The 14,745-nt window shown below is 68.3% G+C and carries 15 protein-coding genes; 8 read left to right on the top strand and 7 right to left on the bottom strand.

The window, feature by feature from the left end; translation table 11 throughout:
• Positions 1-8 precede the first annotated feature (8 nt).
• The 3 genes from DEU35_RS00860 to DEU35_RS00850 are packed head-to-tail and all read left to right on the top strand — an operon-like array spanning position 9 to position 2,895.
• Positions 9-947, top strand: coding sequence for a carbohydrate ABC transporter permease (locus DEU35_RS00860; protein WP_181904529.1), 939 nt, complete (start codon positions 9-11; stop codon positions 945-947).
• Positions 944-1,819, top strand: coding sequence for a carbohydrate ABC transporter permease (locus tag DEU35_RS00855; protein ID WP_258873295.1), 876 nt, complete (start codon positions 944-946; stop codon positions 1,817-1,819). The genes DEU35_RS00860 and DEU35_RS00855 overlap by 4 nt, the downstream gene beginning before the upstream one ends.
• Positions 1,816-2,895, top strand: a complete 1,080-nt coding sequence (locus DEU35_RS00850; RefSeq protein ID WP_258873294.1) for a LacI family DNA-binding transcriptional regulator — start codon at positions 1,816-1,818, stop codon at positions 2,893-2,895. Before DEU35_RS00855 ends, DEU35_RS00850 begins: the two co-directional genes overlap by 4 nt.
• Positions 2,896-3,566: 671 nt before the next feature.
• Here the strand turns inward: DEU35_RS00850 and DEU35_RS00845 are convergent.
• The 3 genes from DEU35_RS00845 to DEU35_RS00840 all read right to left on the bottom strand — a co-directional run bounded on the left by DEU35_RS00845 (position 3,567) and on the right by DEU35_RS00840 (position 4,783).
• Positions 3,567-4,025 (bottom strand): hypothetical protein, encoded by a 459-nt coding sequence (locus DEU35_RS00845; protein WP_103210536.1) that lies wholly within the window; start codon positions 4,023-4,025, stop codon positions 3,567-3,569.
• Positions 4,026-4,108: 83 nt separating this feature from the next.
• Positions 4,109-4,273, bottom strand: a complete 165-nt coding sequence (locus DEU35_RS16940) for a hypothetical protein (protein WP_170210598.1) — start codon at positions 4,271-4,273, stop codon at positions 4,109-4,111.
• A gap of 144 nt (positions 4,274-4,417) precedes the next feature.
• Complete coding sequence (locus DEU35_RS00840) at positions 4,418-4,783, bottom strand: hypothetical protein (protein WP_103210537.1); 366 nt, start codon at positions 4,781-4,783, stop codon at positions 4,418-4,420.
• Positions 4,784-5,178: 395 nt separating this feature from the next.
• Here DEU35_RS00840 and DEU35_RS00835 point away from each other — a divergent pair, with 395 nt between their 5' ends.
• Together DEU35_RS00835 and DEU35_RS00830 are read left to right on the top strand one after the other, a co-directional pair.
• A complete protein-coding gene (locus DEU35_RS00835) occupies positions 5,179-6,258 on the top strand; it encodes an acyl-CoA desaturase (protein ID WP_258873352.1) in 1,080 nt (359 codons plus the stop codon).
• Between the two features lie 157 nt (positions 6,259-6,415).
• On the top strand, positions 6,416-7,357 hold the full coding sequence (locus DEU35_RS00830; RefSeq protein WP_258873293.1) for an alpha/beta fold hydrolase: 942 nt from the start codon (positions 6,416-6,418) through the stop codon (positions 7,355-7,357).
• 166 nt (positions 7,358-7,523) lie between these two features.
• On the opposite strand, the gene DEU35_RS00825 is transcribed toward DEU35_RS00830, so the two are convergent.
• From DEU35_RS00825 to DEU35_RS00810, 4 genes are all read right to left on the bottom strand, one after another.
• Complete coding sequence (locus DEU35_RS00825; protein WP_147301812.1) at positions 7,524-8,153, bottom strand: hypothetical protein; 630 nt, start codon at positions 8,151-8,153, stop codon at positions 7,524-7,526.
• Positions 8,154-8,269: 116 nt separating this feature from the next.
• Positions 8,270-9,937: an FAD-binding dehydrogenase gene (locus DEU35_RS00820; RefSeq protein ID WP_116238352.1), complete on the bottom strand. Its 1,668-nt coding sequence runs from the start codon at positions 9,935-9,937 to the stop codon at positions 8,270-8,272.
• 93 nt (positions 9,938-10,030) lie between these two features.
• Positions 10,031-11,323, bottom strand: coding sequence for an ABC transporter permease (locus DEU35_RS00815; RefSeq protein WP_116238351.1), 1,293 nt, complete (start codon positions 11,321-11,323; stop codon positions 10,031-10,033).
• Positions 11,320-12,027 (bottom strand): ABC transporter ATP-binding protein, encoded by a 708-nt coding sequence (locus DEU35_RS00810; RefSeq protein WP_116238350.1) that lies wholly within the window; start codon positions 12,025-12,027, stop codon positions 11,320-11,322. The genes DEU35_RS00815 and DEU35_RS00810 overlap by 4 nt, the downstream gene beginning before the upstream one ends.
• A gap of 132 nt (positions 12,028-12,159) precedes the next feature.
• Between DEU35_RS00810 and DEU35_RS00805 the strand changes: the two genes are divergently transcribed.
• Genes DEU35_RS00805 through DEU35_RS00795 form a run of 3 tightly spaced genes read left to right on the top strand, consistent with a single transcriptional unit; the run spans position 12,160 to position 14,733 of the window.
• On the top strand, positions 12,160-13,368 hold the full coding sequence (locus tag DEU35_RS00805) for a sensor histidine kinase (RefSeq protein ID WP_146035581.1): 1,209 nt from the start codon (positions 12,160-12,162) through the stop codon (positions 13,366-13,368).
• Positions 13,365-14,027 carry a response regulator transcription factor gene (locus DEU35_RS00800; protein WP_103210559.1) on the top strand — a complete coding sequence of 221 codons (663 nt, stop codon included), beginning with the start codon at positions 13,365-13,367 and terminating at the stop codon, positions 14,025-14,027. Before DEU35_RS00805 ends, DEU35_RS00800 begins: the two co-directional genes overlap by 4 nt.
• A gap of 25 nt (positions 14,028-14,052) precedes the next feature.
• The gene (locus DEU35_RS00795) at positions 14,053-14,733 is read left to right on the top strand and encodes a pentapeptide repeat-containing protein (RefSeq protein WP_116238349.1); all 681 of its coding nucleotides are present in this window, start codon (positions 14,053-14,055) and stop codon (positions 14,731-14,733) included.
• Positions 14,734-14,745 lie beyond the last annotated feature (12 nt).

Genomic DNA, 14,745 nt, shown 5'->3' with positions numbered 1-14,745 from the left:
AACCCCGCATGACTTCGACCCTCGAGCGTCCTCGTACGGTGACGCCGCCGCCACGGTCGGCCAGGATCGCCCCGCGAGGGCGACACGCAAAGGACCATCCCCTGTGGTTCCTCATCCCGGCACTCGCGGTGCTGGTTGTGTTCTTCGCCATTCCCACCGTCTTTAACTTCGTTTACGCCTTTACGAACTGGTCGAGCTTCAAGAGCTCGATCGACTTCATCGGCCCCGGCAACTTCGTCTCGCTGTTCTCGAACGGCTCCCTCGTGAACGCCCTCACGGTGACCCTCGTCTACGCCGTGCTCGTCGCGATCTTCCAGAACCTCTTCGGCCTCGCGCTCGCACTCCTCCTCGAATGCGACACCCGCGTAAACCGGACGCTGCGCGTCGCCTTCTTCGTGCCCGTGATCATGTCGGCCCTTGCCGTCGGCTACATTTTTCAGGCCATGCTCAAGCCGGACGGCGCCCTCAACGGCATCCTGAGCACCCTCACCGGGCAGAACATCGACATCGCGTGGCTCGGCAGTACGACGTGGACGATCGTCGTCGTCGCCCTGATCCACGCCTGGAAGTGGATGGGCCTGTCGATGCTCATCTACCTCGCGGGACTCAAGACCATCAGCGACGACGTCATCGAGGCCGCGCGTCTGGACGGCGCCGGGTGGTGGACGACCTTCCGCTCGATCCGTTTCCCGCTGCTCGCTCCCGCGGTGACCTTTAACGTCGCGACCGCTCTGCTGGGCTCGATGAACGGATTCGACATCGTGCAGGCGACCACCGCCGGAGGCCCCGGCGGCACCACCGAACTGCTGAACATCTTTATCTTCCGGACCTTCGGCCAAGGCCTGTTCGCACAGGCGACGACGATGAGCCTCGTGCTCTTCCTCGTCGTCGCGGTCCTCGCCTTCCCCGTCATCCGGGTTCTACGCAAGCGGGAGGACGTGCTGTGAGCCAGACGATGACCATCACCACCGGGCGCACGCGCCGAGAACCGCGCCGACGACGCCCCTTCGCCCGCGTCGCGCAGCCTGTGGCCGCGATCATCGTCGCCGTCGCGCTGCTGGGCATCCCGTTCCTGCTCACGGTGCTCACGGCGTCTAAGACGCAGGCCGAGGCGTTTGTGCCCACTTTGGCGCTGCCGTCGGAGTGGCACCTCCTCGACAACTTCGCCACCGTGATCGGCGACGGTCGCATGCTCGCGGCCTTCGGCGGGAGCGTCCTGGTGATGGTGCCAGCCGTGCTGGGCGTGCTGATCCTGGGCTCGATGGCGGCCTGGATCCTCGGTCGCCGGAAGTCGAAGGGGTTGGCCTTCGTCTACGCCGTCGCTATCAGCGGGATCGTGCTGCCTCCGGCGGTCGTCACGATCGTGCTGCTGCTGCGTCAGCTCGGTCTCGCGGGTACCGCGATCGGCATGATCGGGGTGTACATGGGCATGTACATATCGACGGTGATCTTCTTCGTCACCGGGTTCGTCCGCACCATTCCGCTCGAGCTGGAGGAGGCGGCTCGGGTGGACGGCGCGTCGCCCGTGAAGGTGTTCGTGAAGATCATCCTGCCCCTGCTCATGCCGGTGCTGGCGACGGCGACGATCCTCATCTGCCTCTACATCTGGAACGACGTGTTCTACGCGCTGTTCGTCGTGGGGGGTCGACTCGACACGCTTCCGCTGAACCTGTACCAGGTAGCGAGCGCGGGTCTGTACCTTCAGAACTGGCACCTCATCTTCGCGTACATCATTCTGATGAGCCTGCCCCTGCTGATCACCTTCATGGTGGCCCAGCGCAAGATCATCTCAGGCATCACCAGCGGCGCCGTCAAATGACCATCGCCGCGTCCCAAGGACGGAGCACGATGGAGAACCCCCGCACCAAGCCGGCGACGATCGCCGACGTGGCCGCTCGGGCGGGGGTCTCGGTTCCGACGGTGTCGCGCGTGCTCACCGGCGCCGCAAAGGTGAGTGCGGGCAGGCGCGAGGCGGTGGAGGCGGCGATCGCGGCGCTGGACTTCCGGCCGAGCGCTGCGGCGCGCGTCCTCGCCTCGCGCAAGGCCCAGGTGATCGCTGTCATCGCCGGTGACACCTCGCAGTACGGCTACGCCGAGACCATCCGAGGCATCGAGGAGGCCGCCCGCGCCGAGGACTACACGGTCATGATCACCGTGGTCGAGAGCACCGACGAGGCCGAGATCGACCGCGCGATTGCCGCGACGCTCGCGCAGCCGCTCGCGGGGGTCTGCGTGTTGAAGTTCGACCCGCCCGGAGTGGCCGCGCTGCACCGAATCCCATCTGCCCTGCCGGTCGTGGCACTGTCGGGTGTTCGGGAGCCTGGACTGCGTCAGGCAGTCCTCGACGAGGCTCGGGCGGCAGAAGAGCTCACCGATCATCTCCTCGACTTGGGTCACGCCACCGTCCACCACGTGCGCGTGCCCCCCTCGCGCCGCGAGGACGGACGGACTACCGGCTGGAGACGCGCTCTTAAGCGCCGCGGTGCGGCCATGCCGCCGTTAGCCGACGCCACATGGGATCCGCGGTCCGGCATCGAAATCGGACGGAAGCTTGCAGACGACCCAACAGTGACCGCCGTATTTTGTGGCAATGACGAGATCGCTATGGGTGTGATTCGCGGAATCGTCGCATCTGGTCGCCGCGTTCCCGACGACATCTCCGTCGCGGGCTTCGACGACCATCCTCTGGCGGCGCTCTGGACGCCCGCGCTTACCACCGTGGACCAGGACTTTGCTGGCCTCGGCCGGCGCGGTCTGCAATTGCTGCTCAACGAGATCGCGGGCGAGACCGGGCGCCGCTTCTCTTCAGAGCGACCGCAACTTGTCGTGCGCGAGAGCACTGCGCCACCTCCGCCCAGCGCTGCGATGAGGCGCATTTCCTCGTTCCTGGGATAATGCGTCAGGCCGCGACGTCCCACTCTGCCCGGTAGGCGGCGGACGCAGAGCGCAGGAACGCGATGCGACCGGGGGCGAGAGCCTAGCGATGGGTGATGCCGCGAGTAGGCCTGCCCCAACCCCGTTTCGCCGACGGCCTTCCTCTCGTCGGCGAGTGTTACTAGAGCTTCCCTTTCGAGAGGCGTGCAAAGGGGTGTCAGGCGCGTCCCAGCAGCTCGCGTAGACGGCGGGAGCCTTTGCCTGATACGCCTTGTGACATGACGTAAGACGCGGCCGCATCGGCATCCAGTCGGCTATCTCGGACGTGCTGCAAGAGGAGGTCCCGGGCATGTTGCTTCTCATGCGAGCCGCTCCAGCCGTTGTTGCCGCCGAAGAAGACAGCGCGGTCAAGATCACATCAACGCGCTGATTGTCGCTCAAACGGTTCCAGCCACGCTTCACGCGCGGTTGCAACTCGCGCCCACAACTCCCGATGCAGTCGGAAACCTGGCGGAGTTGCGCCGCCGTAACCGAGGTCGTCGATTTGTTGGAACAGAGGTAGACAATGTCGACCGAGAGGACTGTTTGCGAAACGGCCCGGTGTTGTCGTGGCGATCATGTTCTCTCAGAACTCGCGGTCTCGAAGCCGTTCCCCCTCGAGCGGCGGGATCACCTGTGCGGGGTCTTCGAGGTCAGCCGGCGTCGCCGGAACGCTGGAACCGAATGCGTCCTGCGCGTGCTGCGACGGCATCGATGCGGGTGCCCTCCGCGCCGGCTGCGTCCTCGACGAGCTTGCGTGCCGTGGCTTGTTCTTCGCGAATGTGCGAGGTGATCAATGCGAATTGATCGGCGAGGACGGTTGCCAGTCCCGTCTCGAGCTGTTCGAGGGTCGTATTGCGGATCTCGAGGCGCCGGTCGGAGACGCGCACGGTCACGGACGGGTATCCGGCGGTGGCCAGCGCCTGCTGCGTCGCTGCGGAATGGATCGCCACCACCTCTTCCGGGAGGGGGCGGCGAGAGAACACCGCGTCGACCTGGTAGGTGTCGGGAGTTTCGGGGGTGCCCAGGGTTCGAGGAAGCGAGCCCGCCAACACCGTCGTGAGACCGAGCAGATCCGAGCGATCGGAGGCGGGCGAAGGGGAACTGGTCATATGATCTCGACTTTTCGGCAGGCGTCGCAGAGCGAACTGAACGCGAGGGTCCCCCGTCGAAATGGCTCGAACGAAGGCTGGTTCTAGGAGGCGCGCCGACGTGTCCGAGATCGGATCACGCCGAACAGGAACGTGCCGACGAACAGGATGATGCCGATGATTGCGAGCCAGAGCAGCCCCTGGAAGGCGAATCCCACGACTGTCAGCACCGCCCACACGGCGAGCAGAATTACGAGAGTGCGCCACATATCGCCGACTCTACGCTCATTATTTTTTTCCCGTCATTTTCTTTTTACGGGCATTTTGTGAAATCGAATAGTTCACCAATTAGCGCGCCGCACTTCGCGGGGAGCCGGTGATTCCACGGTCGACGGATGATGTCGGGTGCGCATTCACAGCCCGTAGTAGTCTTCGTCGTCCCACGACGTGACGGGGGCCGGGTCCCAGGTTTCGGGTGACGAGGGCGCGATGGTGATCGCCGTTCGTGGGTAGGACGCCTGCATCCGCATCATGGTGACCTGATCGGAGAAGTCGGGCACCTCGCCGACCCAGGCGAGGGGCACACTCAGCATCGCGGGCGATGGGCCGACGGTCATCCACGCGGTTCCCTGGCCGCCACCGTCGCCCTCGACGACGATGGGCACCTCAACCCGCTGAGGAACGCCGGTCGCGGCGATCCCCACGACGAGGTGAAGGAGCGCGTCGGCGACTTCGTCGGTGGTGACGAACCGTCCACCCGCGTAGCTGACCTGTCGCATCTTCCCCAGTGTGCGCCCCGTCTTGCGGGGGCAGACGGTTTCGGGGGGTGGGTTGATTATCGTCGCATCTTGCTTGAGGGTTCCGAACCGTTCAGGCGGGCGGCTCGAAAGCACGTGCCGTCGAGGCCGTCGATGACACGCGCCACCTGATCGGCGCCTCGGACGCATCGAAAAGAACGTTCTGTGTCCTGAGGCTGGCAATTGTCTGAGCAGAATGTGCGCGCGGGGCGGCGAATATGCGGATTTCCGCCGATTCCGGCGTCGGCGTATACGTCGTGGCGCATACCGCCCCCGTAGCGTGGCCCTCACGTCGTCGGCATCCGCTTTCGTCGTCGAAGACTTCGGTCACCCCCACCGAGGAGCACGCATTGGCTGCACCCGTCATCGAGTCCCGGATGGGACCGATCCGTCAGACCTACAAGGGAACGACGGAGTTCCCGCCCATGGCCAAGGCCTACACCGAGTTGTCGCAGGTCGTCCGAGAGACAGGCCTGCTCGTTCGCGCCCGCCGGTTCTACGCGATGGTCGGCACCGTCCTCGCCCTCGGGTTCGGCGGGGCGATCACCGGATTCGTCCTGCTCGGCGACAGCTGGTTGCAGTTGCTGATCGCCGCAGCGCTCGGCATCCTGCTCACCCAGGTGGCGTTCCTCGCCCACGAGGCCGCGCACAAGCAGATCTTCGCCTCGGGCAAGGCCAATGACCGTCTCGCGCTGTGGCTCGCTGCCGGCGTCGTGGGCATGAGCCTGTCGTGGTGGACCTCGAAGCACACGCGTCACCACGCCAACCCCAACCGTGTGGGCAAAGACCCCGACATCGAGATCGACACGATCTCGTTCATCGAGGTCGACGCCGCCAAGGCGCGCGGCCTGCAGCGTTGGATCACCCAGCGCCAGGGGTGGGCGTTCTTCCCCCTGCTCACGCTCGAGGGCGCCAACCTTCACTTCATCGGTCTGCGCCACCTGCTCTCGAAGGAGCCGGTCAAGGGTCGCTGGACGGAGCTCGGCCTGATCGCCCTGCGCTTCGCGGTCTTCGTGGCTCCGGTGTTCGTCTTCCTGCCGCTCGGCATGGCCTTCGCCTTCGTTGGCGTGCAGCTCGCGGTGTTCGGTCTCTACATGGGCGCCTCGTTCGCGCCGAACCACAAGGGCATGGCCGTCATCGCTCCCGATGCGAAGCTCGACTTCTTCAGCAAGCAGGTGCGCACTTCCCGCAACATCTCCGGCGGCTGGTGGGCCACGTGGCTCATGGGCGGGCTGAACTACCAGATCGAGCACCACCTGTTCCCGAACATGCCGCGCCCGCACCTCAGCAAGGCCCGCGCGATCGTCAAGGAGCACAGCCAGACGCTCAACGTCCCCTACGTCGAGACGACGTTGTTCGAGTCGTACGGCATCGTCATCCGTTACCTGAATCAGGTGGGACTCGCCGCCCGCGACCCGTTCGAGTGCCCCATGACCTCGGCGGCCGCGCGGGCCTGACGCCCGCACGACCATCCATCCCAGAGGGCCCCGCATCGCGCGGGGCCCTCTGTCGTGGTTTCGGTGACAAATGTCACCGCGAGTGGTGACCGAAGGCTCTCCCGCCCACGGGCAGCCGCTGGTCGACTGGAGGAACCTCGACCCGAAGGACCTTCCCGTGAAGAAATCCACCCGCCTCGCCCTCCTGCTCCCACCCGTCGCGATCGTCGGCGTCCTCGCGGTGACGCTGGCCACCACGGCCACCGTCAACGCCGTGGCCACCCGCGCCGAGGCCGCGGAGATCACCCCGTACGGCGAGCGGGTGCCCGTGGGGGATCGTTCGATGAACGTCGTCATCAACGGTGACCACGCGGAGACCATCGTGCTGCTGCCGGGCCTGGGCACCGCGGCGCCCGGCCTCGATTTCGCGCCGCTCATCGACCAGCTCGACGACACCTATCGTGTCGTCGCCGTCGAGCCGTTCGGCACGGGGTTGAGCGATCAGACCGACGAGCCGCGCACGGCCGCGAATATCGCGCGCGAGGTGCACACGGCCCTGGAGTACCTCGGCGTCGACCGCTACGCGCTCATGGGGCACTCGATCTCCGGCATCTACGCGCTGACCTACGTCGAGGCGTATCGCGACGAGGTGACGGCCTTCGTCGGCATCGACAGCAGCGTGCCGGATCAACCCGGAGGTGACGAGCCGATCGCGACCGACTCCCTCGCGCTCCTGGACACCCTCGGCGTCACCCGCGCCCTTCGTGCGTTCGCCCCCGATCCGTACGAGGGGCTGCCGTACGACGCGAGCGCGCGAGAGCAGATGCGTCTGCTCGCGAACGCGAACTCCGCGGCGCCGACCGTGCTCGACGAGATGGCCCACGCATCGACGAACTTCGCCGACGCGAGCGGTCGACGCTTCGCCGCCGACCTCCCGGTGCTTCTGTTCGTGCGCGAGGCGGACGACGACGTCGAGGGCTGGGTCGACCTGCGCCGCACCCAGGCGGCATCCGTCGACCGGGGCGAGGTGGTGCTGATGGCGGGCGAGCACTACCTGCACCACACGCTCTCGCGCGAGATCGCCCAGGATACGCGCCGGTTTCTCGAAGTCTCGCGCTAGGGCACGTTGCTGAACCCCCGGTTGCGCTCCTCGGGCGTTTCTGGATGTCGTGTCGCGTGAGGTGATCTCGGATGAGGTGTGGGCCGTGATCGGTCCGCTGTTCCCGGAAGCGTAGGCCACCGGGCGGCCTCCGGTTGATCGTCGGACGGGGTCGCGGCGACCGCGGCTATCGGGCCGAGCGGCCGGTACGGAGCCTTTGTACGAGGAGCACGATCGTCATCAGGAAGGCGAACAGCGGCAGTCCCACGGCACCCAGCGCGAGCAGGGTGCCGGCGGGATAGTCGACGTTTCCCATCCGTCCGAGCCCCACGCCGCTACCGCCGGCGGTCACGTCGCCGGCCAGCCGGAACTTCCCGTCGTACGCGTCGAGCCGCGACGAACACGTGACGGATGCGGCGGAGCCGCCCGCATCCGCGATGCTCTGCACAGGTGAGAAGCCGTCGCCGTGGGTCATCCACCACAGGGTGTCGTCCCACCCCGGTGACGGGACCGACCAGATGCCGAGTGCGCGCCCGTCGGCGGTCTCGGCCCGGCACTCGACGAGTCCCAGCAGCGGTGCCACGCCCGACGCCCACACTCCCGTGACGCCCTCAGCGGGCAGCTCGACCGTCTGGCCCAGCGGCACCGTCTGCGCCTCCGCGACCGACCGCGACACCGGCATGACCCACAGACCCCAGATGAGTGCGCTCGCCACGACGCACACCACGACGAGCGTCCATAGCAACAGCACCCTGTGCCGCATTTGCATCCGCGAGTCCTGCGCGCGAAACGCTTCGTCGGCGGGCGGTGGGGTCACGTGTCGAGTGTACGGATTGCATGCTGGCGGCAGCGGAGCATTCCCCCATATCAGGCGCTCCACACGGGCCCGAGGCCGCGCTGCTACACCGAGTCGCGCGCCCCGGCCGCCACCCCTCACACGACCCCCGCCAACGCCCTCCCTACCGTCCGCCCGGTGAACAGACAGCCCCCGAGGAAAGTCCCTTCCAGGGCGTTGTACCCGTGGGCCCCGCCGCCGCCGAAGCCCGCGGCCTCGCCCGCCGCGTAGAGGCCGGGGATCGGCATCCCGGATCCGTTCAGGGCGCGGCCGTCGAGGTCGGTCTGGATGCCGCCGAGCGTCTTGCGCGTGACGATCCAGAGCCGTACGGCGATGAGCGGGCCGTGGCGGGGGTCGAGGATCGCGTGGGCGGGGACCGTGCGGAACAGCCGGTCTCCGCGGAAGCGTCGGCTGTTCTGGATGCCGATGGTCTGGGCGTCTTTCGAGTACGGGTTCACGACCTCGCGGTCACGCGCCTCGAGCTGCCGGCGGATCGAGTCCTCGTCGAGAAGGTCGTCGCCGGTGAGGGCGTTCATGCCGCGCACGAGTTCGGCCAGGGTGTCGGCGACGACGAAGTCGGCTCCCTCCCGCTTGAAGTCCTCGACGGGGCCGGGAGCGGCACGCCCGAGCCGCGTGCGCAGCAGCAGAGCCAGGTCGCGGTCGGTGATGTCGGGGTTCTGCTCCGACCCCGACAGGGCGAACTCCTTCTTGATGATCGTCTGATCGAGCACGAACCACGAGTAGTCGTACTCGACCAGATCGGGCGTCGATCGCAGGATCTTCAGGGTGCCGAGGGTGTCGTACCCGGGCAGCCCCGGGAGGGGCAACCGGCGGCCGCGCGCATCGAGCCACATCGACGACGGACCGGGCAGGATCCGGATGCCATGACCCGGCCACACGGGATTCCAGTTCTGCAGCCCCTCGGTGTAGTGCCACATGCGATCGCGGTTCACCAGGCGCACTCCCTGGTCCGCGGCGATGTCGAGCATGCGGCCGTCGACGTGGGCGGGCACGCCGGTGACCATGGTGCGCGGGGGAGTACCGAGGCGCTCGGGCCACCACCGGCGCACGCGCTCGTGGTCGCCGCCGATGCCGCCCGACGCGATGACGACGGCCTGCGCCGAGAGCTCGAACTCGCCGACCACCTCGCGTGACGACGACACCCCGCGCGGGGAATCGTCGGGGGCGAGGACCGCGCCGCGCACGCCCGTCACGGCGCCGTCGGTGAAGACCAGTTCGTCGACCCGGTGGCGGAACCGCAGGTCGACGGCATCCGCTTCTCTCGCTCTGTCGGCGAAGGGTTCCGAGATCCCGGTGCCCGTTCCCCACGGAACGTGGAAGCGGGGAACCGAGTTGCCGTGGCCCCCGGCGCTGAGCGACCCGCGCTCGGCCCAGCCGACGACGGGGGTGAACCTCACGCCCTGCTGCTGCAGCCACGAGCGCTTTTCGCCGGCGGCGAACTCGACGTACGCCCGCCCCCACTTCTGCGCCCACTCGTCTTCGGGGTGTGCGCCGTCGAGGCGGTCCCAGCCTGCGGAACCCTGCCAGTCCTGCCAGGCGAGATCGAGGGAGTCCTTCACCCCGAGGCGGCGTTGCATGGGGGAGTCGACGAGGAAGATCCCGCCGAACGACCAGAAGGCCTGCCCGCCGAGGTTGGCCGCATTCTCCTGCTCGACGATGATCACGCGCTTGCCCGCGCGCACCAGTTCATTGCTGGCGACGAGGCCGGCGAGGCCCGCCCCGATGATGATGACGTCGGCGTCCATGTTCTCCCTCGGCGTCGAGTAGCGGGTCCACGTTACGCCGTCGACGCGTTCAGGGCCGGTGCCCGAGAATGTTCCCGCGCACCGGCCCTCGACTCACTCGTACCGCAGCGACTCGACCGGGTCGGCGCGCGCGGCACGCGCCGCCGGCAGTGTTCCGGCGAGGAAAGCGATCCCCATCACCGCCAGCGTCGTCACGACGATCGACACCGGATCGAAGGCGATGAGCTGCAGGCCGGGGAGGTCGCTGAACAGGCTCGTCGCGAGTTGGGCGCTGACCGCCGTCCCCACCCCGATCGCCACGACTGCGCCGAGCGCACTGCCCAGCAGACCGATGAAGATCGCCTCGAGGCTGAAGAGCGAGAACACGCGTCCGCTCCCCATACCCATCGCCTTCATCAGGCCGATCTCGCGGGTCCGCTCCTGCACCGACATGAGCAGGGTGTTCACGATCCCGAAGCTCGCGGCCAGCAGCGCGATGATCGCGAAGGCGTTCAAGACCAGCACGATCCCGTTGATCACCGCTTCGAAGGTGCCCAGCTGATCGGCGACCGTCGTGCCCGTGTAGCCGGCATCGGTGAGCGCGGCCTTCACCTCGGTCGCGTCCGCGTCCGCTGTCATCGTCGCGCTCGCCGAGGCGTACCGGTCGAGCTGGTCGGCGGGGACGCCGGTGTTCTGCGCGGCCGACAGGGCGTTCTCGAGCGCGGCGTTCGTCGTCAGCGTCGTGGTGCTGCCGAACGCCTCCTCGGTCACCCCGGTCACCGTCGCCTCGACCGTGTGTTGCGTGCGCACCGGATCGGTGACCGCGATGGTCACGGTGGCACCCACGGCCGCTTCGGCGCCGGCGAAGCCCATCGGCACCACCAGGGCGTCGGGGAGGGCGACCTCCAACGTCTCGGAACCGTCGTCGGGCGCTGCCCCCGCGCCCAGCTGCGGCGTCTGTCCCGCCACGAGGCTCCCGGCCCGCGCGACATACGGGTCACCGCCGGGCGCCTGCACGTAGTCGATCGTCACGGACTTCACCGGTACGACCCGCGCGATGCCCGGCACCGCCGCGAGCGTCGTGATGTCCTGATCCGTGAGCGCTGTCACCTCGTTCGTCGATCCCGGAGGGCCCGCCTGACGCCCCGACGAGATGGCATCCGGATCGTACTTCTGAGGAGCGGTGGATGCCGCGGCGTCGGTGCTCGTCTTCGTCACCGTCAGCGCGTCCGAGGCGCCCATCGCGCTCACGGTGCTGTCGATGAAGGCGTTGATGCCGGTTCCGAGTCCGTTGGTGATGGTGAGGGTGAAGGCACCGACGAAGATCGCCAGCACCGTCAGGATCGTGCGGGTCTTCGAACGGAAGGTGTTGGCGACGGCGGTGCCGACGAGGTCGAGGGTTTTCATGCCGCGCTCCGCTCTTCGGCGACGATCAGTCCGTCGCGGATCTGCACGCGGCGGTCGCACCGGGCCGCGAGCTCTTCGTCGTGCGTCACGACGATGAGGGTGATGCCGTGCTCCCGGTTGAGGCGGAAGAGGATGTCCTCCACCACCGCGCCGGTCGCCGAGTCGAGGTTGCCGGTGGGTTCGTCGGCGAAGATCACCTGCGGGTCGTTCACGAGCGCCCGCGCGATCACCGCGCGCTGCTTCTGTCCGCCCGACAGGGCCGTGGCCTTGTTGCGGGCTTTGTCGCCCATGTCGAGCTCGGCCAGGGCGGCCAGCCCTCGACGCTTGCGCTCGGCGCGCCCCACGCCGGCGATCTTCAGCGGCAGCACGACGTTGTCGAACACCGACGCGGTCGGCGTCAGGAAGAACTGCTGGAAGACGAAACCGAAGGTCTTGTTGCGCGTTCGGTTGAGCCGGCGTCCGCGCAGGGTCGTGGCATCCACTCCGTCGAGGCGCACGGTGCCGCGCGTGGGAGCGTCCATCAGCGCCAAGAGGTGCATGAGCGTGGACTTGCCCGAGCCGCTCTTGCCGAGGATGGCGATGCTCTCGCCGCGGTGGATGTCGAGGGTCACCCCGCGCAGCGCGTCGAAGCGGGCGGAACCTCGGCCGTACGACTTGTGCAGGTCGGTGATCGAGAGGAGTGGGGGAGCGGGATCGGATGCCATGACCCCACCCTCGCGCTCGGACCCCGGATGCCGCGTCCCACCGCCGGGGAGGACGCCTCCCCCCACGGGGGTATTCGCGAATGACCCGCCGGGGCGATCGCCGGACAGGGAGTGAGGGGACAGACTGGTCGGGTGAGCGCCCCCGGATCGACCATGCCCGCGGGCCGCGCGATGCGGTCGGTGCGTCCGTGGCTCGTCGACCTCGGCTTCGCCCTCCTCATCGTCGGGCCCGCGTTCGCCCCGATCCCCGTCGCCGAGATGCGCCCCGCCAACACTCTCGCCCTCGTCCTGGTCCTGCTTCCGGCCGCGGTGCTGCCGCTGCGGCGCGTGCGTCCTCGGGTCGCGCTCGCCGCGTGCGCGGCCCTGTACCTGGGGGCGCTGAGCCTGGGGACCCTCTCGCCCGGTGCGACCCTCGCGCTGATCGTCTCGATGTACGCCGTCGCCCAGCGCACGACCCGCCGGGTGTCGGTCCCGGCCGGTCTCGTGGCCGTGGCGATCGTGGCGGGGGTGAGCATCGCGATCACGCTCGTCACCGGCACGGACACGCGTTTTCTGCAGGTGGCCCTCGCTCTCGCGCTCGCTGGCGCGGTCGGCGACGCATCCCGATCGCGACGCGCGTACGTCGAGGCGGTGGAGGAACGGGCACGACGGGCCGAAGAGACCCGCGAGGCCGAGGCCCGCCGCCGCGTGACCGAGGAACGCCTGCGCATCGCTCGCGACCTGCACGACGCGGTCGCGCACCGCATCTCGGTGATCAGCCTCAACGCCGGCGTCGCATCGTCGTCGCTCGAGACGCGGCCCGAGAAGGCACGCGAGGCGCTCGCCACCATCCGCACCACCTCGCGCGACGTGCTCGGCGAGATCGGGGCCATGCTCAGCGTGCTCCGCGCTCCCGACGAGGCCGCGGCGCTCGAGCAACCCGGGCTCGCGCGCGTTCCCGAGGTGGTCGAGTCGGTGCGCGTGGCGGGGTGGGACGTCGTGGTGCGCGACGAGATCGGAACGGATGCCGAGGCCTCCGGCATCCCGATCGGAATCGGCATCGTGGCCTACCGCGTCGTGCAAGAGGGCCTCACGAACGCGGTGAAGCACGGCGCCGCGCGCCGCGCGCACGTCCTGATGCGTCGCGATGGAGGTGCGCTCGAGATCGTGGTGACTAACCCGCTCGATCGCGTCTCCGACCCTGAGGACGCGCCGCCGACATCGGGGTTCGGGCTCCTCGGCCTGCGCGAGCGCGTCGACGCCGTGCGCGGAGAGCTCGCCGCCGGTCTCGCCCCCGGCGGCTTCCGGCTGGCGGCGCGTCTTCCCCTCCCCGCCCCCGTTCGTTCGGAGACCGCCCCGTGACCACCGTCCTCGTCGTCGACGACCAGTCGCTCATCCGCTCCGCCGTCCGCGACCTGCTCGACGCGGCCGAAGGGATCATGGTCGTGGGCGAGGCCGCCGACGGCGAAGCGGCTGTCGCGCTCGCCCGGAGCCTCCGACCCGATGTGGTCGTGTGCGACATCCGGATGCCGCGGATGGACGGCATCGACGCCACCGCGGTGATCTGCGCCGACCCGGCCCTCACCGACACCCGCGTGCTCATCCTGACCACCTTCGAAGAGGATGAGTACGTCGTCTCGGCCCTGCGGGCCGGGGCCAGCGGATTCATCGGCAAGGGTGCCGAGCCCGACGACATCGTCCGCGCCGTGCTGGCGGTGCACGAGGGCGGAGCCCTCCTCTCGCCGGCGGCGACGCGCGCGTTGATCGAGACCTGGGTGCGCGCGGCGCCCGCGCAGGTGGGCGCGCCTGCGTCGCTCGAGGCGTTGACCGATCGCGAGCGCCAGGTGCTGCTGCTCGTCGCCCGCGGACGCTCGAACGACGAGATCGCCGGGGAGCTGTTCATCTCGCCGCACACGGCGAAATCGCATGTCAAGAACACGATGCTCAAGCTCGGGGCTCACGATCGCGCGCAACTTGTGATCGCGGCGTACGAGAGCGGGCTGCTCCGTCCCGGTCGCTGACTGTTCTCGCTCGTATGATCGGGTGGTGGCGATCACGACGAAAGAGATCGGTGAGCTCCGTCGGCGCTGGAAACGGGAGAACTACCGGATCGATCGCCAGGACCTCATCGACACGCTCCTGGACACAGCGACCCCGGTGGAGTTGCGCGGCACTGATCTCGCCGGCGTCGCCCTGAACATCACCGCGGCTCCCGAATTGTGGAGCGCGTGGATGCGCGGTTCCCATCTCGAACGCGTCGACTTCCGTTTCGCGCGTCTCGGGAGCACGTTCAACGACGCCACCATTTCGGCGTGCGACTTCACCCGCTCCACGATCGAGCGCGCCACCATGCTGGGGACGCGGGTGATCGACACGTTGTTCGTCGAGACGAAGATCCGCCATGTCCTCATGGACAGAGCCGTGTTCGACCACTGCACCTTCGCGGGTGCGCATTTCGAGGGCAGCCTGCGGGCGACCACGACGAGCGGGGGTCGCGGTGTGGTGTTCCGCGGGTGCGACTTCGAAGGTGCCCGATTCACGGGACAGCAGTGGCGACAGGCAGCATTCGTCGACTGCCGGTTCCGGCACACGGTCGTCACGCAGTCGGATTTCGGTGCGGCGACGTTCTCCGAGTGTCGATTCGAGGGGGGTTCTTGGGACCCGGACTCCATCTCTCGAGCGAGATTCGAGGGGGAGCAGCCGCGCGTCCGCAGCGAGGCGCACTGACCCGGGGTCTCA

Source organism: Microbacterium sp. AG157, assembly GCF_003385695.1.
In the GTDB taxonomy this organism is placed as follows: Bacteria; Actinomycetota; Actinomycetes; order Actinomycetales; family Microbacteriaceae; genus Microbacterium; species Microbacterium testaceum.
Note: the sequence above shows the minus strand (reverse complement) of the source record. Positions and strands in the feature narration are given on the sequence as shown.

Excerpts from the sequence above, each read along its gene's own strand:
- DEU35_RS00860 (WP_181904529.1), top strand. The coding sequence starts at position 9 with ATGACTTCGACCCTCGAGCGTCCTCGTACGGTGACGCCGCCGCCACGG.
- DEU35_RS00850 (WP_258873294.1), top strand. The coding sequence starts at position 1,816 with ATGACCATCGCCGCGTCCCAAGGACGGAGCACGATGGAGAACCCCCGC.
- DEU35_RS00845 (WP_103210536.1), bottom strand. The coding sequence starts at position 4,025 with ATGACCAGTTCCCCTTCGCCCGCCTCCGATCGCTCGGATCTGCTCGGT.
- DEU35_RS16940 (WP_170210598.1), bottom strand. The coding sequence starts at position 4,273 with ATGTGGCGCACTCTCGTAATTCTGCTCGCCGTGTGGGCGGTGCTGACA.
- DEU35_RS00840 (WP_103210537.1), bottom strand. The coding sequence starts at position 4,783 with ATGCGACAGGTCAGCTACGCGGGTGGACGGTTCGTCACCACCGACGAA.
- DEU35_RS00835 (WP_258873352.1), top strand. The coding sequence starts at position 5,179 with ATGGGACCGATCCGTCAGACCTACAAGGGAACGACGGAGTTCCCGCCC.
- DEU35_RS00820 (WP_116238352.1), bottom strand. The coding sequence starts at position 9,937 with ATGGACGCCGACGTCATCATCATCGGGGCGGGCCTCGCCGGCCTCGTC.
- DEU35_RS00815 (WP_116238351.1), bottom strand. The coding sequence starts at position 11,323 with ATGAAAACCCTCGACCTCGTCGGCACCGCCGTCGCCAACACCTTCCGT.
- DEU35_RS00810 (WP_116238350.1), bottom strand. The coding sequence starts at position 12,027 with ATGGCATCCGATCCCGCTCCCCCACTCCTCTCGATCACCGACCTGCAC.